Origin of the sequence: Pedobacter chinensis (genome assembly GCF_003339865.1) — a bacterium.
Taxonomy (GTDB): domain Bacteria; phylum Bacteroidota; class Bacteroidia; order Sphingobacteriales; family Sphingobacteriaceae; genus Pedobacter; species Pedobacter chinensis.
Genome location: NZ_QPKV01000003.1, coordinates 983,682 through 1,010,030, shown reverse-complemented (window position 1 = coordinate 1,010,030; position 26,349 = coordinate 983,682). Strand labels below are relative to the sequence as shown.

21 protein-coding genes are annotated in these 26,349 nt (G+C 35.9%); 8 read left to right on the top strand and 13 right to left on the bottom strand.

Features of this window, described 5'->3' with window-relative positions; translation table 11 throughout:
• Nucleotides 1-44: 44 nt before the first annotated feature.
• The 9 genes from DU508_RS09625 to DU508_RS09585 form a co-directional block, all read right to left on the bottom strand.
• Entirely contained in the window at nt 45-266 is a 222-nt protein-coding gene (locus DU508_RS09625; RefSeq protein ID WP_115402574.1) for a VF530 family protein, read from the bottom strand.
• Between the two features lie 366 nt (nt 267-632).
• Nucleotides 633-1,103, bottom strand: coding sequence for a hypothetical protein (locus DU508_RS09620; protein ID WP_147273608.1), 471 nt, complete (start codon nt 1,101-1,103; stop codon nt 633-635).
• Nucleotides 1,090-1,806 (bottom strand): imm11 family protein, encoded by a 717-nt coding sequence (locus tag DU508_RS09615; protein WP_115402572.1) that lies wholly within the window; start codon nt 1,804-1,806, stop codon nt 1,090-1,092. Before DU508_RS09615 ends, DU508_RS09620 begins: the two co-directional genes overlap by 14 nt.
• Nucleotides 1,806-2,330, bottom strand: a complete 525-nt coding sequence (locus DU508_RS09610; protein ID WP_115402571.1) for an AHH domain-containing protein — start codon at nt 2,328-2,330, stop codon at nt 1,806-1,808. The genes DU508_RS09615 and DU508_RS09610 overlap by 1 nt, the downstream gene beginning before the upstream one ends.
• An 8-nt stretch (nt 2,331-2,338) precedes the next feature.
• Nucleotides 2,339-3,727, bottom strand: a complete 1,389-nt coding sequence (locus DU508_RS09605; RefSeq protein ID WP_147273606.1) for a hypothetical protein — start codon at nt 3,725-3,727, stop codon at nt 2,339-2,341.
• Between the two features lie 581 nt (nt 3,728-4,308).
• Nucleotides 4,309-4,761: a hypothetical protein gene (locus tag DU508_RS09600; RefSeq protein WP_115402569.1), complete on the bottom strand. Its 453-nt coding sequence runs from the start codon at nt 4,759-4,761 to the stop codon at nt 4,309-4,311.
• Nucleotides 4,762-4,974: 213 nt separating this feature from the next.
• Nucleotides 4,975-6,960, bottom strand: coding sequence for a M1 family metallopeptidase (locus DU508_RS09595; RefSeq protein ID WP_115402568.1), 1,986 nt, complete (start codon nt 6,958-6,960; stop codon nt 4,975-4,977).
• A 94-nt stretch (nt 6,961-7,054) separates the two neighbouring features.
• Nucleotides 7,055-7,795: a carboxypeptidase-like regulatory domain-containing protein gene (locus tag DU508_RS09590; protein ID WP_115402567.1), complete on the bottom strand. Its 741-nt coding sequence runs from the start codon at nt 7,793-7,795 to the stop codon at nt 7,055-7,057.
• A 68-nt stretch (nt 7,796-7,863) separates the two neighbouring features.
• The gene (locus DU508_RS09585; RefSeq protein WP_233509472.1) at nt 7,864-8,262 is read right to left on the bottom strand and encodes a Spx/MgsR family RNA polymerase-binding regulatory protein; all 399 of its coding nucleotides are present in this window, start codon (nt 8,260-8,262) and stop codon (nt 7,864-7,866) included.
• Between the two features lie 343 nt (nt 8,263-8,605).
• On the opposite strand from DU508_RS09585, the gene DU508_RS09580 reads away from it, so the two are divergent.
• Nucleotides 8,606-10,144: a sensor histidine kinase gene (locus tag DU508_RS09580; protein WP_115402566.1), complete on the top strand. Its 1,539-nt coding sequence runs from the start codon at nt 8,606-8,608 to the stop codon at nt 10,142-10,144.
• A gap of 167 nt (nt 10,145-10,311) precedes the next feature.
• A complete protein-coding gene (locus tag DU508_RS09575; RefSeq protein ID WP_115402565.1) occupies nt 10,312-10,986 on the top strand; it encodes a LytR/AlgR family response regulator transcription factor in 675 nt (224 codons plus the stop codon).
• Nucleotide 10,987: 1 nt separating this feature from the next.
• On the opposite strand, the gene DU508_RS09570 is transcribed toward DU508_RS09575, so the two are convergent.
• Nucleotides 10,988-17,404 (bottom strand): alpha-2-macroglobulin family protein, encoded by a 6,417-nt coding sequence (locus DU508_RS09570; protein ID WP_158542148.1) that lies wholly within the window; start codon nt 17,402-17,404, stop codon nt 10,988-10,990.
• Nucleotides 17,405-17,647: 243 nt separating this feature from the next.
• Here DU508_RS09570 and ribH point away from each other — a divergent pair, with 243 nt between their 5' ends.
• On the top strand, nt 17,648-18,139 hold the full coding sequence (gene ribH, locus DU508_RS09565) for a 6,7-dimethyl-8-ribityllumazine synthase (protein WP_115402563.1): 492 nt from the start codon (nt 17,648-17,650) through the stop codon (nt 18,137-18,139).
• Between the two features lie 450 nt (nt 18,140-18,589).
• A complete protein-coding gene (ytxJ, locus tag DU508_RS09560; protein WP_115402562.1) occupies nt 18,590-18,922 on the top strand; it encodes a bacillithiol system redox-active protein YtxJ in 333 nt (110 codons plus the stop codon).
• Nucleotides 18,923-19,220: 298 nt separating this feature from the next.
• Here ytxJ and DU508_RS09555 read toward each other — a convergent pair whose 3' ends face one another.
• Nucleotides 19,221-20,729: a malate:quinone oxidoreductase gene (locus DU508_RS09555; RefSeq protein ID WP_115402561.1), complete on the bottom strand. Its 1,509-nt coding sequence runs from the start codon at nt 20,727-20,729 to the stop codon at nt 19,221-19,223.
• A gap of 519 nt (nt 20,730-21,248) precedes the next feature.
• Between DU508_RS09555 and lipA the strand changes: the two genes are divergently transcribed.
• The 3 genes from lipA to DU508_RS09540 all read left to right on the top strand — a co-directional run bounded on the left by lipA (nt 21,249) and on the right by DU508_RS09540 (nt 23,672).
• Nucleotides 21,249-22,142, top strand: coding sequence for a lipoyl synthase (lipA, locus tag DU508_RS09550; RefSeq protein ID WP_115402560.1), 894 nt, complete (start codon nt 21,249-21,251; stop codon nt 22,140-22,142).
• A gap of 112 nt (nt 22,143-22,254) precedes the next feature.
• Nucleotides 22,255-22,806 (top strand): RNA polymerase sigma factor, encoded by a 552-nt coding sequence (locus DU508_RS09545; protein WP_115402559.1) that lies wholly within the window; start codon nt 22,255-22,257, stop codon nt 22,804-22,806.
• Between the two features lie 2 nt (nt 22,807-22,808).
• On the top strand, nt 22,809-23,672 hold the full coding sequence (locus tag DU508_RS09540; RefSeq protein WP_115402558.1) for an anti-sigma factor: 864 nt from the start codon (nt 22,809-22,811) through the stop codon (nt 23,670-23,672).
• Between the two features lie 93 nt (nt 23,673-23,765).
• Here DU508_RS09540 and DU508_RS09535 read toward each other — a convergent pair whose 3' ends face one another.
• Together DU508_RS09535 and DU508_RS09530 are read right to left on the bottom strand one after the other, a co-directional pair.
• On the bottom strand, nt 23,766-24,467 hold the full coding sequence (locus tag DU508_RS09535) for an AIM24 family protein (protein WP_115402557.1): 702 nt from the start codon (nt 24,465-24,467) through the stop codon (nt 23,766-23,768).
• Between the two features lie 97 nt (nt 24,468-24,564).
• Nucleotides 24,565-26,055 carry an NAD(P)H-hydrate dehydratase gene (locus tag DU508_RS09530; RefSeq protein WP_233509469.1) on the bottom strand — a complete coding sequence of 497 codons (1,491 nt, stop codon included), beginning with the start codon at nt 26,053-26,055 and terminating at the stop codon, nt 24,565-24,567.
• Between the two features lie 28 nt (nt 26,056-26,083).
• Here DU508_RS09530 and DU508_RS09525 point away from each other — a divergent pair, with 28 nt between their 5' ends.
• The gene (locus tag DU508_RS09525; RefSeq protein WP_233509464.1) at nt 26,084-26,320 is read left to right on the top strand and encodes a YiaA/YiaB family inner membrane protein; all 237 of its coding nucleotides are present in this window, start codon (nt 26,084-26,086) and stop codon (nt 26,318-26,320) included.
• Nucleotides 26,321-26,349: the final 29 nt, after the last annotated feature.

The following is a 26,349-nucleotide window of genomic DNA, read 5'->3' as shown; positions in this document are numbered from 1 at the left end:
AAAGATTTTAAATAAGGATTATTAAATAGTTGAGACAGGTCAGATTACTTGTGGAAAGTATCCAAATACAAATCTTCTACTTTTTTACGGGCCCAGGGCATTTTTCTTAAAAAATTCAGACTCGATTTTATACTTTGATTATTATTGAAACAATCAATTCTGATTAAAGAACCTAGCTTTTCCCATCCATAGTGAGCTTGTAAATCGGTCACAATTTTTTCAAGAGTGATACCATGTAAAGGATTGTTTTTCTGTGTTTCTGCCATGTGGCAAAGGTAAGGAAATAATAAATTATTGAGGTTTTAGCTTTTGATTATTAACATGCAAATCTGGCTATTCTACAAAAACAAAAACCTTATCTTTTCAAATCAGGATTTTTATTGAGGAACGGGATTCCAGTTTTGCGCTTAAAATCGCCTAATTGAGCTGTTGTTATCACTGGAAAGATAAATCAACCTGGTTTCCTTATCTGTATCTCTCAAAAGTAAGTCTCTTTTAATAAACCCTAGTTGTGGAATACGCTGAAACTTTCTTGTTGAAAAGTTATCAATAAACAACGAGTCTTTCAAAGAAGTTTTTTTGTGAAAATTATCTGCAAAGGGATTAGAAGAGTATTATAATTGGTAATATTTTTACTCCCCCTTTAAACACATTACACACTCACTATCAAACCAACTTTCACTATCACTCAAAAAAGAAATGTTTACTCTAGAATTTTCGCCTTTATAACAAATGAGAGCGTGTATACTCACGCCAGCCTTTCTATATACCTCATCTAAATTTATTGTGATTTTATTGAGTGTATTATATACTGCGACTAAAACCAAGCCTCTTAAGTCATCATTAGGTTCAAGAAATTTAAGCAGTCCCAATTCTTGATACACAGATGTATCTTCACTCTCTAACTCATCTTCATCATATTCATTAATATTTGCAGGCATTTTAGGCAATCTATACATTTCGCAAAGCTTATGGAAAGCAGCTTCGGCTTGTTCTTCAATTGATATGTTCATGTTTTGTATTTCAACCAAAACAGAGGTTAAAATACTATCATTATCAATCCAATTTTTTATAGGGTTTGTTTGTTTATTACGCTTTGCCATATATTTTTTCTCTTGATCCACCATGCAACCACTCCACAAATGTCATATTACTAGGCATAAATTCTATACCTGTAAGACCGTGATATTCTACTGCATTCTTAAAGGTTTCTGAAACATAATACCCAACACCTCCATCCACATTAGTCAATACAAATATATTGTCTTTTACATTGTTTTTAACCTCAACCCGACTTATTGTTGTTTTCCAGCTTAAAATTCCCTGTGCTTGAAGGTAATCGTTAAATTCATTTAATGTGGACACTTGAACACGTTCGAGATAAGTCCCTCCTTCAGGTTTGCTTTTCCTCACCTCAACATCAGATAGCTTAAAATCTACATTATCAAGTTTTGTCATTAATGGACTAGCCAACCAATATTTGTAAGGCACATTTTTGCTCAAGACATCACATGGGAAATATTGGAAAAGTTCTTCTTCAAATTCCTCTAAAATAATCTTAAACGAATTGCTGACCAATAGTTTTGGCGTGAAGCCCGGTGGGACTGTGCTCAAAAGGTCAGTTAATTTGGCCTTTTTATGCAAAATGCCTTTTGGTGCTATTGGTTCAAAGTCAACTTTCTTAAACAATATGTTTTGCGTGAATCTTAGATTATTCTCCCAGCCTGCAGGAAGTTCAGCGTCCTGAATTTGAGGGTATTGCCCAATGATTTTGTTGTTTATACTTGTTTCTATCTTGTAAAACATTAGAATATTAGTTGATTAAGTGGAATATTTGGATAACTATTAATTGCATTTCTAATATCGCCAATAATTTCAAGAATTGCAGAATATGTTTGTTCAGGAGTTAAATTCTCTGGAATTAGATCAAGTTTTCTCTGGACTATTGCATCATAGTTAGCATGACTTCCATTATGAATAAGCGTGTTAAGCGGGATTCCATTTAAAGCTTCATTCATATGAAACGGATGTTTTGACTTCGCTGCCTTTTGGATAGCCTTATTAGCATACATTGCCCAAGGTATAATATGATGAGCTTGGCGGGCATCGCCTTTAGCCAGTTGTAAAACTTTTCTTAATTGACCTCTATATCCAAAATGTATCTTATTTCCAGCTATTGATACCCATTTCAAAGTTGTTTTAGACCCATTTCCCAGATTTAATGTTTTCTTCGCAAACTTAGCGCCAGTAGCCCACCAGCCAGCAATGGGAATAGCTCCCAAGACACTCAGTGTCGCATTTGTACCATCGCCCTCAACTAAATATATCAAGCCGTTAGTTAAATCTGCGACCTCACCGTAAACGGGAGACCAACTCCGTCCAGTGTCAAATGTAACAGTTCTTTGCTTGCATTATAAAAAACTTTCCATTTTGGCCAGTCAGGATGTTGAAATTTTATAATTGCACATTCTGTGGAGAAATAAGTAGCGAAATAAATTCCATAATCTGGATGTGTATTAGCAATTACGGAGGAAACACTTGAATAAAGAGTTTGAGCGTTCGGATAATTGATTTGGTTTGCAATCAAGCCCTTTATCATAATGGCAGCTGCAACTTGTGATTCATAAGAATAATCATCCTCTAATAAAAGATTGTGTAATTCCGAACTCAATACTGGATTATTTAATATATAGTCCTTAATTGAAAAATCTTGGGCTATTAAGGGGTTTGCCAATAAATTAGACTGTTCTAAAGTAATATTTGGCTCATTAGGTGGATCAATCTGTGGCGGATTGTCATCGCATCCATTGGGAGGTAAAGCCATAAGTCTTGTACCTTTTTCGAAGTGAATCTGAACAGTTGGTATTCCTCCATTACAAGGATCATAGTTCGGGTCTGGATTCGGCGTGGACCCACCTCCTCCAGTCCATCCTCCTCCACCAGGGTTTCCAGTATCAACAACAGTACAAACAGTAAATGACTGTGTATTTGGTGTATATCCTCCGCGGTAATCACCACTCGGAACTTGTGATCCTTCCCAGTTCCAAACACAAGCGGTATCCCAAGGCATGTGCCCTCCGTTTGAGCAGCCATAAGCGCTATAGGTAGTAACATAATATGTGTCACACACCTGAACAAACATTGTTCTTCCTCCTACAGACATCAACTTATCGCCTGCTTTGGAATCTTTAAATGTCAGGGCTTCTTTTAAACTGATTGCGTCCATTTGGAGTGGCGCAAAAGAAACATCTCCCTCGTATTTTATGGATTTTTTTTTCTTCCATTCATCAATCCACTTCGCGGAGGGGGTATAAGTAGCAATAAAAGCATTAGCTTTATGATCATTACTTATATGTATAGTCAAATTTCTAAAAGAAATTGAGTGGGGTGATTCAAGCGGCATCCGAAAGATATAATCAACTCCAACACTAGTTTCCATCTTCTGAATAGTATCAGTATATACCGCCAAATCTGTCATAAATTGACTATCGCCAATTGCCATGATTCGTTCTGCAGATTCAACAGTCTTGAATTTTTGTTTAAGAATACCTAATTGCCTCATATCTACAGAAGACAGGAACTCGGTATAATTAATTTTACTAATTGGAGACTTGATTAATTTTCTTTCTGTCGGTGTAAGAAGTTCTTTTTTACATGCTATCATCATAAAAGTGCATATGATGACTAGGGAAGCAATGATCTTGCTAATTGGGAGCGTATTTTTCATTAGACTATTAGTTTTCTAGCTCAAATTTAAAAACTATTCGACAAAATCTAACTTTAATTTAACCTACTTTTTAAAAAATAAGTGATGAAAATCTATATATTCTCATGAAATATGACATAAATACATATAATTAAAAAAAGAAACATAAACTTGAATTAATAATCACAGAGTAAATAACCCATCATTTGCTGAAATTTTCTTATTATTCCAGGAACCAATCTAAATATTGAAGTTTTGAGAAACGAAATTAATGTTAAAGAATGGCTTCCTCCGTCAGTTTCTATGGCTTGGGTTTTATGACAAAAGCATTTGGAGAAGATAAATTCATGCAGTTAGGCCAACCTGGGATGCAATAGATGGTTTGCCAAAGGCAGCAATAAATCCAGAAGTGTAGTATAATCAATACCATGTAAAGGATTGTTTTTCTGCGTTTCTGCCATAGGGCAAAGGTAAGGAAATAATAAATTATTGAGGTTTTAGCTTTTGATTATTAACATGCAAATCTGGCTATTCTACAAAAACAAAAACCTTATCTTTTCAAATCAGGATTTTTATTGAGGAATGGGATTCCAGTTTTGCGCTTAAAATCGCCTAATTGAGCTGTTGTTATCACTGGAAAGATAAATCAACCTGGTTTCCCTATCTGTATCTCTCAAAAGTAAGTCTCTTTTAATAAACCCTAGTTGTGGAATACGCTGAAACTTTCTTGTTGAAAAGTTATCAATAAACAACGAGTCTTTCAAAGAAGTTTTGTGAAAATTATCTGCAAAGGGATTAGTAATCTTTGGGGAAAAAAATTTTTCTGCATGCTTGGTTGTATCTCTTAATAGTAAGTCACTTTTCAAAACACCTTGTTGTTTGATGCCCTGAAACTTCGTTTTGGAGAAGCTATTTATAAGTAAACTATCATTAAAAGGTGGTTTCTTGTGAAAATCACTTATAAGAGGTTCGGAGATTTTGGGTAGAACAGGGTTTTGTGCATTACTGGTTACTATGCAAATGATAAATAGTGTAATTAAGAATATTGTTTTCATAATGTGACTCAATTATTTCAAAGATAATATTTATCCTTACTGAAGCAAGTCAGCAAGACGAATACTTGTCATCTTCATAAAGTATGATTTTGTTAATCCTGACCACTATTTAGCACTCAAAAGTATGGTATTGTTAGCTAGTATTTTTTCCTCCACTGCGATCAAAAAATAAAAGCCTCTAATCAGATGGACCAGAGGCTTTAAATTTATTTTTTAATTCCCTGAAGCTGTCCAGGTGTTATTCTCAGCATTTGAATCTGGTAACACTTTATTTGGATCCAAAGTTACTGAAACCACCTCTTCAGTTGTAGGATAGCGAACCAACCAGGTTGTGTTTTTCATCCAAACATCAACAGGAACTTTAATGATATCTGTTTTACCGCTTTTCGTTTTAACCTGAAGAATGATTGGCATTGGCATTTTTTCAAGATTATTAACCCTGATGGTATATCCAACTAATTTATCATCCTGTTTAACCGCTTCAACATTGCCAAGTCCCTGATCCATTTTCCAATTGTTTAAAAACCAGCTTCTCCAAAACCAGGCTAAATCCTCGCCCGCGGCATTTTCCATGGAGCGGAAGAAATCAAAAGGCGTTGGATGTTTAAATGCCCAATTTTTGATGTATTGACGGAAAGCATAATCAAAACGGTCTTCACCTAAAATCTGATCTCTTAAAATGTCCAATCCCCATCCTGGTTTAGCATATAAGTTTACCCCAATATTCCCTTCAGTCATTCCATCAGGCATTTGCATAATATTTTCGAACTTAGGATTACCAATCACTTGTTTGCCAATTGCGTTCATATCAGCTGTTCGTCCGGCATATTCTCCTTTATTAAAATCTTTTGAAGAAATACCATTTATAAATGTGTTGAAACCTTCATCCATCCAACCGTATTTACGTTCGTTTGAACCAACTATCATAGGGAACCAGGTATGCCCGAATTCATGATCTATAACACCCCAGGCATTTCCTTTTTTCGCTTTCCAGCCGCAAAATACAATACCAGGGTATTCCATTCCGCCTATATTAGTAGCAATATTCACCGCCATTGGGTATGGATATTCGAACCATTGTTTTGAATAATGCTCAATACTTGTTTTAACGTATTCTACACCACGGCCGTAAGAATCCACGCCATTACTTTCCACTGGCTGGGCCGAAACGGCCAAAGCTTTTTTACCGCTTGGCAAATTAATACGGGCAGCATCTAAAACAAATGCTTTTGATGAAGCCCAGGCGGCATCGCGGGCATTTAAAATCTTAAATTTCCAGGTTAGTTTATCTTTAGCCGGACGAGATTTTGGATCTGTAACTTCGGCTTCAGAACGAATGTGAACCGTTGCATCACTGTTTTTCGCAGCATTCCATCTCTGCAATTGTTCTGCAGTGAAAACTTCCTGAGGGTTTAACAATTCTCCAGAAGCCATTACAATATGGCTTGCTGGCGCAGTGAGGGCCATTGTAATATCACCATACTCGCAATAAAACTCTCCCCCGCCCCAATAAGGTAAAGTATTCCAGCCAATTACATCATCATAAACACACATGCGGGGGAACCATTGCGCAATCGCAAAAATTTCTCCGTTTTTAGTGGTTAAATGTCCCGTTCTATCCGATCCTTCTTTAGGAACCACGTAAGAATAGTCCATTTTAACAGTAACCACATCGCCATTTGCAGCCATTGGCTGATCCAGGCGAATCTGCATCCGCGTATCTTCTACCAATGAAGTAAATTTTACGGCTGCAGCTTTTTGCAATACACTGATGTTCTGAATTTTATACCCGGCATCAAATTTTTCGCCTTGTGCGCCATAACGGCTGCGTGCTGGCGTAATTTGTTTACCTCTCGAATCATCTTTAAATGTGTTCTGATCCAATTGCAGCCATAAATATGGCAATTTATCAGGGCTATTATTTTTATAAGTGATGGTAACCGTGCCTGTAACCATGTTTCTGGTTTCATCTAAACTGGCCGTAATATTATAATCGACACGATTTTGCCAGTATTTTGGACCAGGAGTGCCCATTGCCGAGCGAAATTCGTTACCATTTTGAGTATAGAATAATGGTCCGAATGCTTCAGCAGGATTATAGTTAGTTGTAGTGGTGGTGGTAGTAGCTTGTTGAGCAACTGCAGAAAATGCAAAAACGCAACAAACATAACACAAAGTGATTAGTTTATTTATTTTCATCTGTTTAAGGTTGTTATTGAAGAGTAAAGATAAAAAATAACCACATATAGAATTATATGTGGTTACAATGTTACTATTTTTAAGCTTTTTTGAATTAATTGGCTTTAAGTTTTGGCAAATCCTGAAGTTTTTTCTGTTCAGGCGTTAATTTTTGCCATGCTACAAAAGCTCTTGAAATGTAATATGAATAACGATATGGCCTTTCTGCTTTAACCGCTTCTACTGATGGGCGATAAATAATCATGAAATTTTTAAGTTCTTCACCCTGAAGTTTGGTTAAATCTGCAACAGCTTTCTCACTAAAATTAGCATCGATTTCTTCCTGATACATTTCCCGTTCATCCAGTTCAGCCTCTTTACGTTGTTGTCTTTTATATTTCCCGTAACCCAGGTTCAGATTTAAACCACCCACCTTATCGGTCATCCGTTTTCTTCCTAAATTACCACCTGTACTTAAAAGTGTATATTTTTCAGCCAATGGATCTTTGGCATCCGTAATCTGGCTATTCATTCTCACTGCCCGAATATCCACATCCTGTAAATTTGTTGATTTTACCGGCAGATAAATGCTTCTGTTCAAAAGGCTGGTAAGATACAATGTATCAGTATGGTAACCCACAGCCGAAAATTCGAGGAGATCGCCAACATTTGCGGGAATGGTATATTTACCTTCTCTGGTGGTGCTTGTTGCCTTTTTATTATTTAAATTCCTTACCGATACACCAGGTAAGGTAACTGATTTCTTATTGTAATCGAACACCGTACCAGTAGTAACCGTTTGTGCAAAAACACCAAATGGAAGAGCAATAAAAAGAAAAATGATCAGCTTATACATATTCAAAAGTAACTTAGTTAGACATTTAAAAGCTGCATTTAACAAACTTTAACATTATAACAAATGGATCAGCCAAGTGTTTGAGCATAACGATCCTCATCAAAAGAAATTAAGATGGCCTGACCATCTTTTTCAATAACCGGGCGTTTGATTGCACTGGTATTTTCAATCAAATAAGCAATCGCTTTTTCCTGGGTATCAATATTGGTTTGCGCTTCCTTAGTCAGCTTTTTCCAGGTCAATCCTTTTCTGTTTAATACAGTTTCCCAGCCAAAAGCATTGCACCAATCATTTAATTTTTCAGCGGTAATTCCCTTCTTTTTAAAATCGTGAAATTCAAAATCGATTTGATGTGCTTTTAACCAATCAAGCGATTTTTTAACAGTGTTGCAATTTGGAATTCCGTAAACCACCATAAATAATATAAATAATAATTGAATAAAATAAATAGTTGCAAAGTTAATCATTGTTAATTTCCCTACGAGAATATTTCTTATTTTTCACTGCTTACTCCGCGGGATGGTAATCTTATTCTAACTTGAAATGCAATTGCAACAATGAGGTTGCCACAAACGATAAAGGATCGTTTTTTAAATGACGATTATGTTATCATGCAAGGTTCATTAATCGTTAAAAAATTTTCTGTTCCCTTTCTGTCCCTGCCAATCCCCTATCTTTCAGCAAGTCTAATCTTAAAATCAACAAATCCCATAAATCTTATTCATTCGTCACATTTATCCCTGGATCCATCACATTTTTAAAATCGAAATGGCAACTCTTTGTAAAATTGTGTCATAAACCGAAAACAATATGATCATTCTTTCTGGCGAAGACGCTACAACGAAAACAAAAAACATCAATCAATTGGAGTTCTGGATTTCTACTACGCTCTATATTCTGGCATTAATTGGCATTTGTACCTCAACCACTTATGGTTCCGGAAACGCTTATCGATTTACAGAAAACCAGATCGATTATAGTGTGATGAGAAATTTTTTCCTGCCAGAATTATTCAAAATCAGCATCATTTACATCAGCTTTTTGCTTTTTAATTTCTGTTTTATGCCGCAGCTGGCAAGAAAAAACAATGTTGCATTGAACGTGATTTTGACCGTACTAATCACAGCGGTATCTATTGTTACCTGGATGATTGCAAACACTTATTCGGAAGCATACCGTTTGGTAAAATACGATAATATAAGCAAAGCCTATGATATCCTCTTTGGGGAAGCTTTTACCTACATTTTCCTGTTGTACTTACTTTTTAACTGTTATGCTTATTTCAGTGAAAAGGGTTTAACATTACTGGGAAAAATTCAATTTCTTAAAAACTACAGCAACAATATTATACCAGAAGTATTTACAATTACTAAAATCTGGTTGATTTCGCTCATGATTTTCGCCGTAATTTTCTCTCCAAAATTTAACTATGAACTTGTAGTAATCTGGATAATTGCTCCTCCGGTGAATATTATTTTTACGTTTTTCTCTATCTATTACATCATTCCTAATCTTCGGAAAGCGGGGAAAGGATTTGGGAGGTATTTTTGGGGAAATGTTGCATTAACCACAATGATTTGCCTATTGTTGTTATTGCTTTTAATTGAGTTTGCAAAAAATGGCGAGGCAATTCCCATTGCTTTAATTCTGACCTCAATTAGTATGATATGCATATCAACTCCGTTAGCTTGGTATCTGTATAAAAATAAATTCGAAAAGCAAACCGAAATCCAGATGCTTAAAACCAAATTAGGAAAATCAGATGCAAATCTGAACTTCCTAAAATCACAAATCAATCCTCATTTCTTATTCAATGCATTAAATACGCTGTTTGGAACCGCTTTGCAGGAAAATGCAGAAAGAACGGGCGAGGGTATTCAAAAACTGGGCGATATGATGCGTTTTATGCTTCATGAAAACACACAGGATAAAATCTCTTTAACCCGTGAAGTGGAATATTTAAACAACTACATCGATTTACAAAAACTGAGAACATCACGTTCTGCCGATATTAGGATTGATACACACATTGAAGAACAATTGAACAATTTGCAGATTACACCAATGTTACTAATTCCGTTTATTGAAAATGCTTTTAAACATGGAATCAGTCTTCAACAGCCATCGTACATTAAAATAACTTTGCAAACCAAAGAAAGCACATTATATTTTGACATCAGCAACAGCATTTATATTAAAGCCGACAACGACCCTGAAAAACTGAAAAGCGGAATAGGTTTAGAAAATGTGAAACAGCGGTTATCATTTCTTTATCATGGTAAACATGAATTAATTATCCGTGAAAGTGCTAATGAATTCTTTGTGCATTTAACTTTGCAACTGGATTAATCCAATTAATTGAATGATGATTTATGGATCTGTTATAATAAATTTGTCACGCCGAACGTAGCCGAAGCACCTGGTCTATAAATCTTTTTTAATAGTCTGTTACGCTATATTTAGTATATTCATCAAATAAAATACAAATAGGCTTAGCCTGACAACCAAAAGTAAACATGATTGCTATTGCTATAGATGATGAACCGATTGCGCTTGAGATTATAAAATCACATGCCTCAAAAGTTCCGTTTGTAGAGTTAAAAGAAACCTTTACCGATGCTTTTGCAGCCATTGGTTATTTACAGCAACATCAGGTTGATTTAATTTTTCTTGACATCAAAATGCCTGACATCAGTGGCATCGATTTTTTGAAGAGTTTAAATAATCCACCAATGATTATTTTTACCACAGCTTATACCGAACATGCGGTACAAAGTTTTGAACTTGATGCTGTTGATTATTTGTTAAAACCTTTTTCGCTTTCACGCTTCCTAAAAGCTTGCAATAAGGCTCATGAATTACATAACCTTCGAAATCAAAAGCAGGAAACAAAAATCGGGTACATTTTTGTAAAAGATGGTTATGAACAAATTAAAGTGGAGCTGGATGAAATCCTCTATGTGGAAGCATCAGGAAATTATACACAGATTCAACTAAAAGATAAGCTCATTAGTTCGCGAATTACCATTAATGATTTAGCAGACCTTCTGCCAAAAACTGATTTCATTCGCTGCCACAGGGCTTTCATTGTGCCTAAAAATAAAATATCCAAATTCGACCGCAGCCAAATTTGGATAGGAGAAAAAATCATCCCCATCGGGGCAACTTATACTGGCATTCAACTGAATTAAATCAGGGTTTTACGTTAACACGTATTCCTCCTGAATGCGTTGTAAATTCTGGTGCGTACATACTTTGTAAAGTTGTAACTCCATTCGAAAAATTCCCCGCATGTGTTACTCTCAATGGATATTCAAACACATAAGTTCCTTTATATAAATGGTTAATAAAAAAGTTTGTCGAGGCCTCTTTAGTACTTTCATAATAACCCAATCCATCCTGATATTTATATTGAGAAATCACATTGACGGGCTCAAATCCTGATGAACGCATATCTTTCAAATGAATGTATTCCATATCCCGATCACAGAAAATCTCGATCCTTACTTTTAACAAATCTCCGGGTAATAGTATATTAGAACTGGTTAATGGAGTTAATAAATTACCTTTCTCAGTTTGCTTTTGTAAAAATAGCTGCTTATTGATTTTAACACCCGTTGCCGCAGATGTGATTTTATCCAACTGCTCAAAATATTGCCAATAACAGGTGCCCCAGGCAATACCTTTATTATTGTTTTTAATTTGCACTTTTGCCATCTCTGGCTTCACCTTCTGACCAGGAATGGTTATTTTTTCATAACCCGTACCTTCTTCTTTTACTGGCTTAATTATTCCCAGTTCTGAAAACGATTTTCCATCAATTAAAACTTCTGGTTCGGCCGATTCACTTAGCAGGTTATAGCCCCGCATTAGTAGAGCGTAAGATGCTGCAGCGGTTGCTTTAGTGGTTTTCCAGTCGTTGGTTTGTTTATTCTTTAAAAGCCAAATTTTCATTTCTTCAACCGATTTAGCATCCTTTGCCACTTCATCAAATGCCTCAATCAATAATGCTTGGGTTTCAACAGGACTCTGATACCACCACCAACCACTCTGATTTTTCATCCAATACATTCCTGTTTCATCATTTTGTCGGGCAGTCTGTTTTAAAAGATTGATGATTTTCATCGCCTCTGCATGATTGGAATTACGTTCAAGTATCAATGCGGATTGTGCCAGCTGATAAGGCTCCATATATTTCCAATCGCTGATTATTTTCTTTAGGAAAAATTGATACGCTTTTAAAAACTCTGGATTTGAATTCTTTTGACTGGTATAACTTCTCGCCAGCAAATAATGAATTGGAAGATAGGTAGATAAAGTTCTTTCTTTGGTGTATCGATGATAATCTTCTGTTAATTTTCCATCGAGATAATTGATGGATTTGGCTAACATTTGATTCAACTTCGGAAAACTTTTTTCGTCAACAAGCTTAAGATGCTTCAATTGCCCTATACCTAAGGCGATGTGTTGCGTGATGTACCGATCTTCTTTCATCCCTGAAAACCATGGAAAAGACCCATTGTTAAATTGCATATTTTCGAGTTTATCGAAATTAGCCTGGAGTTCGTATGTCATTCTGTTCAAATCGAACAGAATGGCCAGTCGTTTTTTACGCTCGGTTTCGTTTCCTGCATTTCTAACCCATGGCGTTTCTTCCAATAAAATTGATTTGAGCGATGGGTTTTTATCTAAATTAGCACCTAAAGTTTCGCCATTATTAGTTTGCTGCCATGATTCGAAAACAGTTTTGATTTTTGGCGATGAATTGATGATACCCACTGCAAAGCTATTGGCATAAAACCTGCTAAAAGTTTGTTCCACACATTCAAAAGGATACTCCATTAGATAAGGTAAAGCTTGTACGGCATACCAAACAGGGTTTGAGGTAAATTCAAATGTTACCGATTGATTTCTTAGTGTTTTTGAATTTCCAGAATCCAATAATCTATCCATGGTAAATGTTTTGCTCATTCCTCCACGCACATTCATAGGCATACTTTCGGTTACCAACATCGAATTGGGTAAAACTGGAATAGTCATTTCCTCCCCATCTGAATAATTTTCAGATTGTGCGATGAGTTTATATGTTATTGCCCCAATTCCTGATGGTATAATTAATGTCCATTTTAAGGATTGATTCCCATTATTAACAAGTTGGAAATTTTGTTGAAGAGATTCATTTTTATCCAAAATCGGAATCACTTTTCCTGAAATAGCATCTTTCAACTCTAAAATGGCTATACCATCAATCGCTTTACCAGATAAGTTATTAAGCTTTGCACTAAACAAAATGGTATCGCCTTCACGAAAAAAGCGTGGTGCGTTTGCAGAGATAGAAAGTTGTTTCTGCGTAATCAGCTCTTTGGTTATCGTACTCGTTTTAAAATCTTTTGTGTGAGCAAAACCCATCATTTTATATCGGGTTAACGATTGTGGGATTGTAAACTCGATATTAATTTCTCCCGCTTCATCTGTTTTCAATTGCGGATAGAAGAAAGCAGTCTCGGTAAAATTTGTTCTAGGAACAACCTTCGCCTTTTTTACTGGTTTACCATTGATGATGTAAGTATCAGTCTGCGGATCGTACATTTCTACACTCATAAAATCATAGACTTTGTTATCTTCAACAGCAATGGCTTTTTCAATATCCGGTGTGGGATCGCCATTTTGGTTATAGGCAATGCTATTTGAACCTCTAATTCTTATGCTCCTTACAGGTCCTTCTCCAACTGGCGAAGCAATAACTTCTTCTCTCAAAGTTGAAACGCTGCCCGTAACGTCATGTTTCATTTGCGTTCCATAACCCACCACTGCAACTTCATGAAGCCCCTTCCCATTTTCTTTCAATTTAAAGTTTATTCTTTTAGCAGTACCAACTGTTGCCGTTGCATAATCATAACCTATAAAACTAACTTTAATTTCATCGCCAGCTTTAGCATCAATGCTGTAAATTCCAAAACCATCAGTTGCAACGGTTTTTTTATCAGTTCTTACGGAAACACCTGGAATCCCATAACCATCTTGATCGGTCACAATGCCGTATACCAGGCCTGTTTCTTTTAGTAATGCAAGCTTTTTTGTTGCAGCCTCACTTACCTGTTTTCGTTTATTAGTTTCTATTTGAGCTAAATATTGCGAATAGTTGTATTTAAGATTATAAGGATTGAAATTAAATCCATAATAATTAATCGATTCATACTTCCTCTTAATGATATCGTAGTATGCCTGATATATTTTTAATGGCCAAATCTCGTTTCCAGTTTGTATAATATTGAGATTGTATCCCCAATCATAAACATTATAGTTATACTTTGGCGAAGTAATTTTATTCCAGCTCATTGTTTTTAAATCATCTAATGATGCATCGTAAAGCGACACAACCATTTCAGCCATTTGTTTCTCGCCTTTTTTATTTGCGATTTTAACCTTCCAAACATCTTTCTCTCCCGGTTGCAGCTTTTCCCTGAAACTCAAAAACTTAATCTCTAGGTCCTTATTTTCATCAACAATGTTAATCACATTCATCGATTGATAAATTTTACCATTCTGCACTAATGTAAACTGAACAGCAAACCCATCTACAAATTCTGGCTCAGGCTTAATATTAACTGATGTTTGTTTATTTGTAAGTTGTAACCAAACCTTATTTACAATTCTATCCTTGTAATAAACTTCATAATATCCCCTGGCATTTGGTAAAACGCTGGCAAACCTAAATACTGCTGATTCATTATGCGTAATAATGGTCTTTTCAGGAAGTAACCACTCCTTAGCTAATAAAATTTTCTCATTCGAGTTTTGGTAAACGCGAATAATTCTTTCGACAACAACAGAATCCAGGTCATCATTTATGGCTTTAAATATTACTTTGTAATAGCCTGAAGTCAACTCCTTGCTGTTTATTTCTAAATTTCCCAGGCCTTGCTCCACGTTGCTTACCTGAGAGAGGCTCAATTTATTAGCTATCCAATGTTCAGGATTCCCATCATTTTGATAATCCTCAAAAGGGAATTGTTTAACAAATTCGTCTCTGGTTAAATTATATTTTTCAGGTTTACCTAAAGCAGCCGGATAGACTATCCTACCTGGATATTCTAGCTTGTACCATTCAGCACTTACTTTACCCTTTATCGGAGACCTGTTTAAATTCGTAATCTCAAATGCAATACTATCTTTTAAATGGGCCGGAAAAATATCAGTTGGCATAGACACATTCAGCAGAACATCACTTTTCCCTGCATTAATTACTTGCGATTTTGTTCTTGTTTCGCCGTTTGAATCGGTAATATCTACATTGATTTGATAGGAATAACCATTGATATTATTATTTTCCGCAGCAGCCATAAAACGGATATTAAAAATGCCACCAGCTTTTGTTTCAGTTGTTCCATTAGCGATTTGCCTACTGGAATTGTAGCCATAAATCTGGTTATGTGCAGAAAGAATATTCCTTGTGATAACATATTTAACCTTTGCTCCTGCAACTGCATAACCAGCAAAACTAATTGCCTTTCCTTGCAGAAGAATGGAATCGTTTAGTTTGTATTTCTGATTTAGCTGGTTAAATAAGACTTCAAAAGTTAGCCGTTTATATTCCTCAACCTGAACGTCTACACTTCCATAAGCTGTATTAATGCTCATTCGCCCGTTCAACTTGCCCATTGGAATCGTAAATGATCCTTGAAAAGTACCGAATTCGTTAGTGATTTTTGAAGTTTTTTCTATCTCTTTCCTATTTACATCATTGAATGTCACATCAACACTTTCTTCTTTTAAAATGCGGTTTTTCTCATCTTCGAATTCGAAATAAATCCCCTTATAAAAAACAGTTTGCCCTGGTCTGTAAATTGGTCTATCGGTAAATAAAACTACTTTTGGCGTCATCGACATGTATTTGTAAGCACGTTGATTAATATCCATAGCTACAGAATCATTACCATAAATAATCTCTATTCGGTTTACCGAGGCATTTAGTGTGCTCTCCGCAAAACCTTCCTTATCAGTTCGTAAAGTTCCTCTGTCCTTATAAACATATTTACCATTCTCATATTCATGCATTTTCTCTTTTACAATTGCGTTAGGAATGGCATTCCCATTCGAGCTATTGGCAACAAAATACTGATGGTTGACTATGCCCGAAATCCGGTTGGTTACTGCCAGATTGGTTACCTGAAATATAGTGTAATTAAACGTAGCATTATTACCAGCTGTATTTGCAATAATCACATAACGTCCTTTTTCTAAAGCATCTAATTTATCAATCAAAGTATGCTCCTGATAATCGTCACTTTCGGGGAGGTTAACCGTCCACTCCCTGTATATTTTATTTGCTGACAAAAACTTATCATATGCTGGTTGACTGTTAAAATAAAATCGGTCATACTTTTGGCCAATCTTAAAAAGCTTTACCGAAATTGCCTTGGTATTTTTATACTTGAACAATAATTGTGAAGGTTTTCCAGGCGCCAGAAATTGATTCATGGTAATGCTGAGCGTTTTATTTTTAATATCAGTAATCAATTTTTCAAAATTTTTAGCCCCAATGCTCTCGGGGTAGGCTTTAATAGCGATATTGGCCAGTTCGAGCAATTCTTTTAAGTCAGGTCGCTGTTTTGGGTCTTGGTTATATCGCGCTTCGTATTTTTTTGATGCCAGTTCAAAGAGCACATCGGCATAAATTTCAGTAGATTTTGAATAATCCGCTAGCTTTTGGATAGCTGCACTGTAAAGCATCAATTTATCTGTTCGGGTGTTTCTTGAATAAATATAATTCAGTCTTCTTAAATCTGCATCTGCCAGGGCGCTAATATTTTGATTATCCTGATGTGTTTTGATGAGGATTTGAAAAACGCGGAGCGCTTTTGCAGCGAATGAGGTAGAATCAGTGCCTGGAATCTCAGTGGTTAAAAAAGACTGATAATCATCAAACCATCTTACATTATCAAAATCAATTGAATCATCTTTTTTAGTTAGTTCAATCTGTGTGTTGAGAAAAACATCTAAAGCTCTATGTGCTAAAATATCGTACAACATAGGTCTTAAAAACCTATTTTGACTGTCGCCAATCATCATCTTACTTAAACTATCAATCTTAGTATTTTGCAAAATTTTAACATTGGCAACTGATGCCAGATAGTTTTTAATAATCTCATCTATAAATTTGCCAACCGGCCACGTCTTGATATCATCTCCCAAATTCGATTGAACATTTGTTCTGTTCATTAAGTTATATCTATTTTGCTCATAATATTTCCAATAGCTTTCAGCCAGTAGCGAATAAAGAATACTTTTAGCTGGCTGCTGTGCTTTAGCGATATCTTGTTTCAGTTCTACATTGATCTTTGAGAATGCATCCTCTTCCAAATGGCCTTGGAACAACATTCGGTACATGACTGACTTGATCAGTACAGTAGTGTTTTGTTCAAGTCGGGCACGTGCATTTAATTCATTAACTATAAAAACTGCATCTTTAGGCTTTCCAGCAATTGCTAAAGAATCAATAATTTTGAAACCTGTATTATAATATTCTCCTTTTTTTTGAGAAAAAGTTGGGGTTGAAATGAGGCAAAAAATAACTAGGGGAAATAAGGCTTGTAGCGTTTTTTTCATAATTACGGCTTTAAATATTAGATGGAATATTAATTTGGATTCCATAAATAATTAAATTTATATCTGACTACTTACTAAAGTAAACATTTTTAAGCTTCGCGATCAATTAACGAATTCGATTCATGATGATAGCAGGTGAATAAAAGAAGACTACCTATCACTAATCTGAATGACAAAATTAAACTTACAACATTTAAACATTTAGCTCTTTTAACATTAACACCATAGCATTATCTTTGCCTCATGTCAACACAATTAAAAAATCTATCTGATTTCTCTCATACTACCGTACCAAACGGAGCCAATTACAAATTTGGAATTATCGTGGCCGAGTGGAATGCTGAAATCACTGGCGCTTTATACAATGGAGCTTTAAAAACATTATTGGATAATGGCGTTGCCACAGAAAATATCATCTCCTTACCTGTACCTGGAAGCTTTGAATTAACAGGAGGTGCCGAGATTTTATTGAGCAAAAGAAGCGATATAGATGCTGTAATTTGTTTGGGTTGCGTAATTCAAGGTGATACCAAACATTTTGATTTCATTTGCGATGCAGTTGCTCATGGGATCACCAATGTTGGCATTAAATACAGCAAACCTGTTATTTTTGGGGTTTTAACTACCAATGATCTGGAACAAGCACAGGATCGTGCGGGTGGCAAACACGGTAATAAAGGCGATGAAGCTGCTATCACAGCAATTAAAATGGCCGACTTTTCTGCAAATATTTAATCTTGCCTTTTAATAAACTATTTGTAACTTAGAATCTTAAATTATCATGGTCTGATGAAACCCTTATGATTTTCAAATCATTCAACTGAAAGTAATCATAGTCGCTTCATTAACATTGAAAAATAAACCGAATTTACGAGCCCATTAACTAAGCGAAGCGTTCTCATGTATTCCATTAAAAAATAAATACAAGTGAAAAACACCTTTAAAAAGCAAGTAAACCACTATTAATAATTTATAAGAATGAAAAAAGTTGCCATCTTATTATTGGCGGTGTTTTGCACCATTACCATTTTAGAATCATGTTCTTCCAAGCTTTGCCCTGCTTATAGCTCATACCCCGAAGGTAAACGTAGAAGAAACTAATCTCCTTTGATTTTCATTTTAAGGTCATTTGCAGAACTTTATTCAGCTGCATTTGTTTACTTTATAAATCAATATTTATAAATCATGACTTGGGTTAACTTAACTTCAATAGATCAGCTGAATGATATCAAATCTGCCAGTGGTTATAGCCTTATTTTCAAGCATAGTACACGTTGCTCTATTAGCATGATGGCTAAAAGAAATTTTGAATTCAGCTGGGATGTTATTCCAGAAGACACGAAATTGTATTTTCTGGACCTGATCGCTTACCGCGAAATATCAAATGAGGTTGCTCATATTTTTCAGGTAACTCACCAATCGCCACAAATTTTATTAATTAAAGATGGCGATTGTGTACTCGAAGCATCTCACAGTGACATCTCTGCGGAAGAAGTTGCAGAAGTGATTGCTGCTTAATAAGCAAAACTCTAAATATATCAGATACAGTAAGAGATTCCGATTCTCATCTATGGTGTGATGCATCTTTAAAACTTTGCGCCATACCCAATTTAATTGGGCATCCTAATGCGATAGAAAGGTTAATTAGTCCATGTGTACGCGTTAAGATCTCCGTTTCACGGGAATAACCTATAAACTTGCGTACGCACGATAGGCTTTCAAGCGAATGACGAACGATTTATCACTTACCTCAACAGAGATAAGATTGTGCAAGAAAATGAGTGACTTTGTTCGCCTTTTTTATTGGCAATGCACTTTAAGCTTCCTCTATTTTCAAAATCTTAGAAGTTCTGTTTCTGGTTGCTTTGCAAAGTTGTGCATCATTTGCCAGTGCCTTTCCATACGTAGGAATCATTTCTTTAATTTTTGCCTGCCATTCATCCGTTGCCAAATCTTCTTTAAAGCAGCGATTTAATAATTCAAGCATAATTGAAACGGCAGTAGAGGCACCAGGAGACGCTCCAAGTAAAGCAGCTATTGAACCATCAGCTGCACTTACCACCTCGGTTCCAAATTCTAAAATACCACCTTTTTTTTCGTCTTTTTTAATAACCTGAACACGCTGACCAGCATATTCCAATTCCCAATCTTTTAACTGAGCAGTTGGCAGGTATTCTTTCAAAGCCGCTAACCTATCTTCAGGAGATTGCCTAACCTGTTCGATCAAATATTTGGTAAGATCAAGATTGTGCAACCCTGCCGAGATCATTGGCCGGATATTATTGAATTTGATAGATTTCGGCAAATCCAGAAAAGAGCCATTTTTCAAAAACTTGGTTGAAAAACCTGCATAAGGTCCGAACAATAAGGCTTGTTTGCCATTAATCATTCTGGTATCTAAATGCGGAACTGACATGGGTGGGGCACCGACCGCAGCCTTTCCATAAACTTTTGCATGATGACTTTTGATGATTTCTTCATTGGTACATTTTAGCCATTGGCCACTTACCGGAAAGCCGCCAAATCCTTTGCCTTCAGGAATGTCAGATTTTTCAAGAAGTGGTAATGAACCGCCACCAGCACCGATGAAAACAAATTTGGCTACACGTTTACGTTTTTCTTTTGTATCTAAATCTTTAACTTTTATAATCCAGTTTCCTTCTTTATTTTTCTTCAAATCACGAATTTCGTGATTGAAATAAAGATTTACATTTTTCTGTCCTTTAAGGTAATTGAACATATCGCGGGTTAAAGAACCAAAGTTCACATCAGTTCCCAAATCCACTTTTGTTGCCGCAATTTTTTCATTCTTTTTGCGGCCATCCATAATTAATGGCGCCCACTCTTTAACCCTTTCTGCATCTTCCGTGTATTGCATATCGCTAAACAAATCACATTGGTGCAAAGCCTCGTAGCGCTTTTTTAAATATTCTACGTTTTTTTTACCCCAAACAAAACTCATGTGAGGGATTTTACGAATAAAATTTTCAGGATTAGAAATCAGGCCCTTTTCAATAAGATATGCCCAGAATTGCTTGGAAACCTCAAAATGCTCTGCAATTTGAACAGCTTTTTTAGTTTCAATGGTACCGTCTTTCTTTTCAGGAGTATAATTCAATTCGCAAAAAGCAGAATGACCGGTACCGGCGTTATTCCAGGCATCAGAACTTTCTGCTGCAGCAATGTCCAATCTTTCATATATTTCAATGCTCAGGTTTGGCTCCAACTCTTTTAACAAAACACCCAAGGTTGCGCTCATAATACCAGCGCCAATTAGAATTACATCTGCGTCAGTTTTACCAACTGTCTTTTTCTTTTTTGTCATCTTATCTTAAAGGAGTTGCAAATTTAGAATCATTTTAAACATGAAACGAATTTTGTTCTGGCAAAACTGAAAAAAATTGCTCAAAAATTAGATTTTGCTTTGCTACAATTACAATATCTGTAAAGATTTAAATGAAGTGGTTCCGTTTTAATCCTCCCAATAAAAAAGATATTAAAATTGCATTAGAAAAAACAAAATTTAAGCAAGCAAAATGATTAATTAACCAAATTATCTAAATATTTGAAGGAAATCCATTCCGCAGATTTTGACAAGAACAGAGATAGAGCGATATTCTGATATTTTTTACAAAACCGAAAGCCACAAATTTCATCAACACATTGACTTTAAACTCCACAAACAACAAATGATTTTTCTAAATTGTTGTTTAGAAATGAGTAAAGTCAGCAATTTTTAAGTTTCCATGTTCCCAATCAACTATTGAACCAATGAACCATATTATTACAACCTTCAAACATTTCAACGTTACAACATTTCAATCCTAATCCTTAACTTTGTAGCATGATTGATTTACCGGTAGTACCTGCTGTGACTGAAGTTAAACGTAAACCAGATTGGTTGCGTGTTAAATTGCCTGTTGGAAAAGAATATGCTCAGGTCCGCAGTTTGGTTGATACGCATAAATTGCATACCATTTGTGAGAGCGGCAATTGCCCAAATATGGGCGAGTGTTGGGGAGCGGGTACTGCAACTTTTATGATTTTAGGTAACATTTGTACCAGAAGCTGTTCTTTTTGTGCCGTTGCAACTGGCCGTCCACTAGCGGTTGATGTTGATGAACCAAATCGTGTTGCCAATTCAGTAAAATTAATGGGCGTTAAACACTGCGTAATTACTTCTGTAGATCGTGATGATTTAAAAGATGGTGGCTCTATCATTTGGGCTGAAACTTTACAAGCCATTCGCAAAGAAAGCCCAATCACAACCCTTGAAACTTTAATTCCTGATTTTAAAGGGCAGTGGGATAATTTATATCGCGTTTTGGAAGAGCGCCCGGAGGTGGTTTCTCACAATATGGAAACCGTGAAGCGCTTAACCAGGCAAGTACGTATCCAGGCCAAATATGACAGAAGTTTAGAGGCTTTGAAAAGAATTTCGGAATTTGGATTAAGAACTAAAACAGGCATTATGCTTGGTTTAGGAGAAACAGAAGAAGATATTTTTGAAGCTATGGATGATTTGGTAGAAAATGGGGTTCATATTTTAACATTAGGTCAGTACTTACAACCTACCCGTAATCACCACCCGGTTGTTGATTGGATTCATCCAGACACTTTTGCAATGTATAAAGAAGCTGGCCTTGCCAAAGGTTTGAAATATGTAGAAAGCGGGCCACTGGTTCGTTCATCATACCACGCTGAAAAGCATCTTTTCCCAATTGAGGGAATTGCCTGATATTATTTTTTACCTTTTTAGAAATGTTTTATAAATCGGATTCTCCTGAAGAATGGCTTTATAAAACATTTTTCCGCTTTTGCTGTTCTGTATTGTATCTTAGTAACCAATAGTGACTGCATTAAAAAAATTAACTTTAACTGAGCCTGAACTTGTTCTAGCCCTGCAATCGAAAGATCCCGCGGTGTTAAAAACATTGTACAGCATGTATTCATCTGCATTATATGGCGTTATTTCCCGAATCATTAGCCACACTGAGTTAGCTGAAGACGTATTACAGGAAACTTTCGTGAAAATATGGCAGTCTGCAGCACATTACGATCATACAAAAGGACGTTTGTTTACCTGGATGATGAATATTGCCCGTAACTTATCAATCGATAAATTACGTTCGAAAGATTTTAAAAATTCACTCAAAAACCAAGATATAGAAAATAACGTAAGTTTCGTTGATGAACAAAACAAGGTAACTTTTAATCCTGATGTACTTGGGGTTAAGCAGCTTGTAGAGAACTTAAAACCAGACTTACAAGCAGTTCTCAATTTAGTTTATTACAAGGGCTATACACATGTGGAAGCCGCAGAAAAGTTAGACCTGCCATTAGGAACGGTAAAGACCCGAATCCGCCTGGCCATTATTGAACTGAGAAGGAGTTTTAATTGAGCGTGGAAAATTTAAAAGCATATATCGAATCTGGAGTACTTGAATTGTACGTTTTAGGTGATTTATCGCCTGAAGAAGCGTTGCAGGTTGAGGAAATAGCATCTCAATACCCCGAAGTAAGAGATGAAATAGCTGCCATTGAGCAGGCTATGGAGCAATATGCTATGCAGAATGCGGTAGAACCATCTGCAGATGTTGAAACAAAATTGTTTGAAAAACTGGGGATAAGAGATGAAGATGAACTGGGAACAATTTCCACCACGCCAATTTATTCAGATTCAGAAGAACCTAAAATTGTTAGATTAGATAGCAGCGACGGTAAAATCAGGACTTTACGTTTTGCTTTAGTGGCCTGCGTTGCCTTACTCATCATAAGTACTGCCGCACTTTTTATCACCTATAACAAATTAAATGATGCACATGACCAGATTGCCAGCTTAAATCTCGATAAGCAAAAGTTTGCAGGAGTGGTTAGTCAGCTGGAATATGAAAATAAAGGTTTGGATAATATGGTAGCCATGGCTGATAGTAAAGAATGGGTGACCATTCGCATGGCCGGACAAGCTTTTAGTCCTAATGCTAAAATGAATGTTTACTGGAACAAAAAAGATAAAAGCGTAATCATTAATTATGTGGCGATGGATTTACCAAAAACCGATGCAGAACATGAGTATCAACTTTGGGCTTTAGTAAATGGAAAACCGGTAAGCCTGGGTGTATTTGGAAAAAGTGATTCTACCACCAATGAAGCTTTACAAAAAATGCAGGCGATACAGGAAGCACAGGCATTCGCCGTAACAATAGAACCTAAAGGTGGAAGTATTAATCCAACAATGGAAAAACTCACTGTAATGGGTGGGGTATAAAAATTAGCCGAAAAAATTTAGAAATCCCGGTAATTATAATTATCAGGATTTTTTTATTTCTTAAGGATTGTAAATGTTATTGAGTTTAGTTCCTTATGATTTTGCCGCATACTTAACTTCTTCGTAAGGCTGTACCAAAACCCATCCCTCGCCGAAAAACTCCAGCTGAAAAGATTCGCCACTTCCTCTCCCAATGAAAGAACCAAAAGTTAAATTCGTTTTAATGTTCGGCGATAAATTTTCTGACCAGGCCACAGTAGCATTTGGATCGGTATATACAGGCTGATTAGCACTTACCCTTAATAAAATAGGTTCGCCATGTGTTGTAATGGCAATGTATCCACTGCCAGATAATCTTACCTGAAATAAACCGCCGCTTAACATTCCTGCTACACTTTTAAGCATTTTAATTTCATTTTTAATGCTACCCTCCAGGGCCAAAATATCATTGCCGTTAACAAAAACAGATTCGTTTTGGAGTTTGATAATTTTGACCTTCTTTCCTTCATCAGCCAAATAAAGTTTGCCTGTTCCTGTGGCATGCATTAATGATGTTCCTTCGCCAGAAATTGCTTTTTTTAATAAACCTCCTAAGCCTTTACTCAATAAACCTTCTCTTTTAAAATCAATGTTACCAATATAAGCAACCATAGTGCCTGCTTTAGCCATTATTTTTTGATTCTTTAAATTCACTTCCAGCATGGCTGGTTTTTCCAATTCAAAAAAATCATTCTCATTTGGGTTCTCTGCCGATTCCTGAATCAGTTCATTAAGCGTATACTCTCTTTTTTCCATTGTAATTTTTAGCTGATTGATTAAATTAATGTTATTTATTGTTGTTGGTAAACCAGGGTATTGTAAATAACAATAGATATTTTCAGAAGGTTTAACTTCAACTAAACATATTAATTTCTTTCGAAACTTGTTTTGCAACTTCCGATGCTGTTACCACAAAACTTCCCCGGGCTAAATAATCGCCTGCTTTTCCATGAAAAAAACAAGCTAATATTGCAGCATGCACAGCTGAATATCTTTGAGCAACGAATGCCGCAATTATTCCCGTCAGTATATCACCCATACCACCTTGTGCCATTGCCGGATTTCCTGTAGGATTGATATAACATTTCCCGGTTGGCAGGCAAATGAAGGTAAATTGGTTTTTCAAAATGATGACGATTTTTAGTCTTTTAGATTGCTCTTTAGCAGTTTGAACCCTATCCCACCAATCATTGTGCTCTCCAAATAAACGATCGAACTCTTTCATGTGCGGGGTAAGAATGGTGTTTTCAGAAAGTTTATCAATTAAGTCAATCCTTTCTGCTAAAATATTTAACGCATCGGCATCAATAATCAATGGCTGATCTGTTGAAATTAAACTTTCTAACAACTTTTCGTTTTCGGAAGAAATTCCTAATCCAGGTCCAACTGCAATTGCCTGAAATTTAGCGGGGTTTTCTATTCTGGTATATTCATCTCTTGGTAAAGCCATTACTTCGGGCAAGCTTGTGTTTAAAGCAATCAAACCACTTTGTGGAATACAAGCAGTGGTTAACCCGGCACCAGCCTGTAAACATGCCATTGAAGAAAGTAAGGCTGCGCCCATTGTATCGGTATTGCCTGCAATAATCAGTGCATGACCATAAGTTCCTTTATGGCTAAATAATTTTCTGGGTTTCAGAAGCTGTTGAATATCACTTTCTTCTGTCAAATAAAAATCGGCATCTTGTTTTTGAATAAACTCTTCATCAAGTCCAATGTCAGTTACCTCATAAGTTTCGGTAGCCAGTGCCGATTCAGGAAAGAAAAAATTTATTTTCGGACGTTGAAAGCTAACGGTTTTATATGCTTTGATACCATTGTAATTGGCTGGTATTTCTCCTTCAGCAGGAAAACCAGTTGGCACATCAACCGCATAAATTTTCTTATTTAATTTATTGATGTACTTAACTAAATCAGCATAATCGCCTTCTAAAGGTTTATTTAAGCCTGATCCCAAAATGGCATCAATAATGATATCTGCTTTCACATTTTTTAACTCTGCAGCATTGTTAATTACGATCTTTTTACAGCGAGATTCGTCCAAACGTTGCAGGTTAATCGAGAAATCGTCACTTTGCTTATCGCTAAAATTGATGATATAAACCTTGATATTTTCACATCCATTGTTCAAAAGCAAATGGGCAATAGCCAGGCCATCTCCGCCATTATTTCCTTTACCACAAAAAACAGCAATGCTTTTATTGGTGTCAAATTCGTCTCTCAGAAAACTTTGAACAAAAGCGCGTGCAGCTTTTTCCATCAAATCAATAGAGGCAATAGGTAAATTGGCAATGGCAAACTCATCAGCCTTGCGCATTTGTGCAGAAGTAAGCAGTGTTTGCATGTAACTAATATAAGATTATACTGCTATAATGCGAAAGATAGAATTTTGTTTGACTTTTTTAGGAAAACAAAACCCGCAATACTTTTCATATAACCTTTTGCCCAGTGAAAAAGGTTTTTATGCCTTTGCCTTTCTACTCTCGCTTTTTGGTACTATAACACTGCAAAAGAATACAAGAGACAGCCAGGTTTTCAATAAAACCAGGATTTGCATTGATCCTTTTTTTAAAAGAGGTGTTCAAAAAGTCTACTCGTTAGTCCCATGAAAATGTAAATCCCCTTAATAGCAGCAATA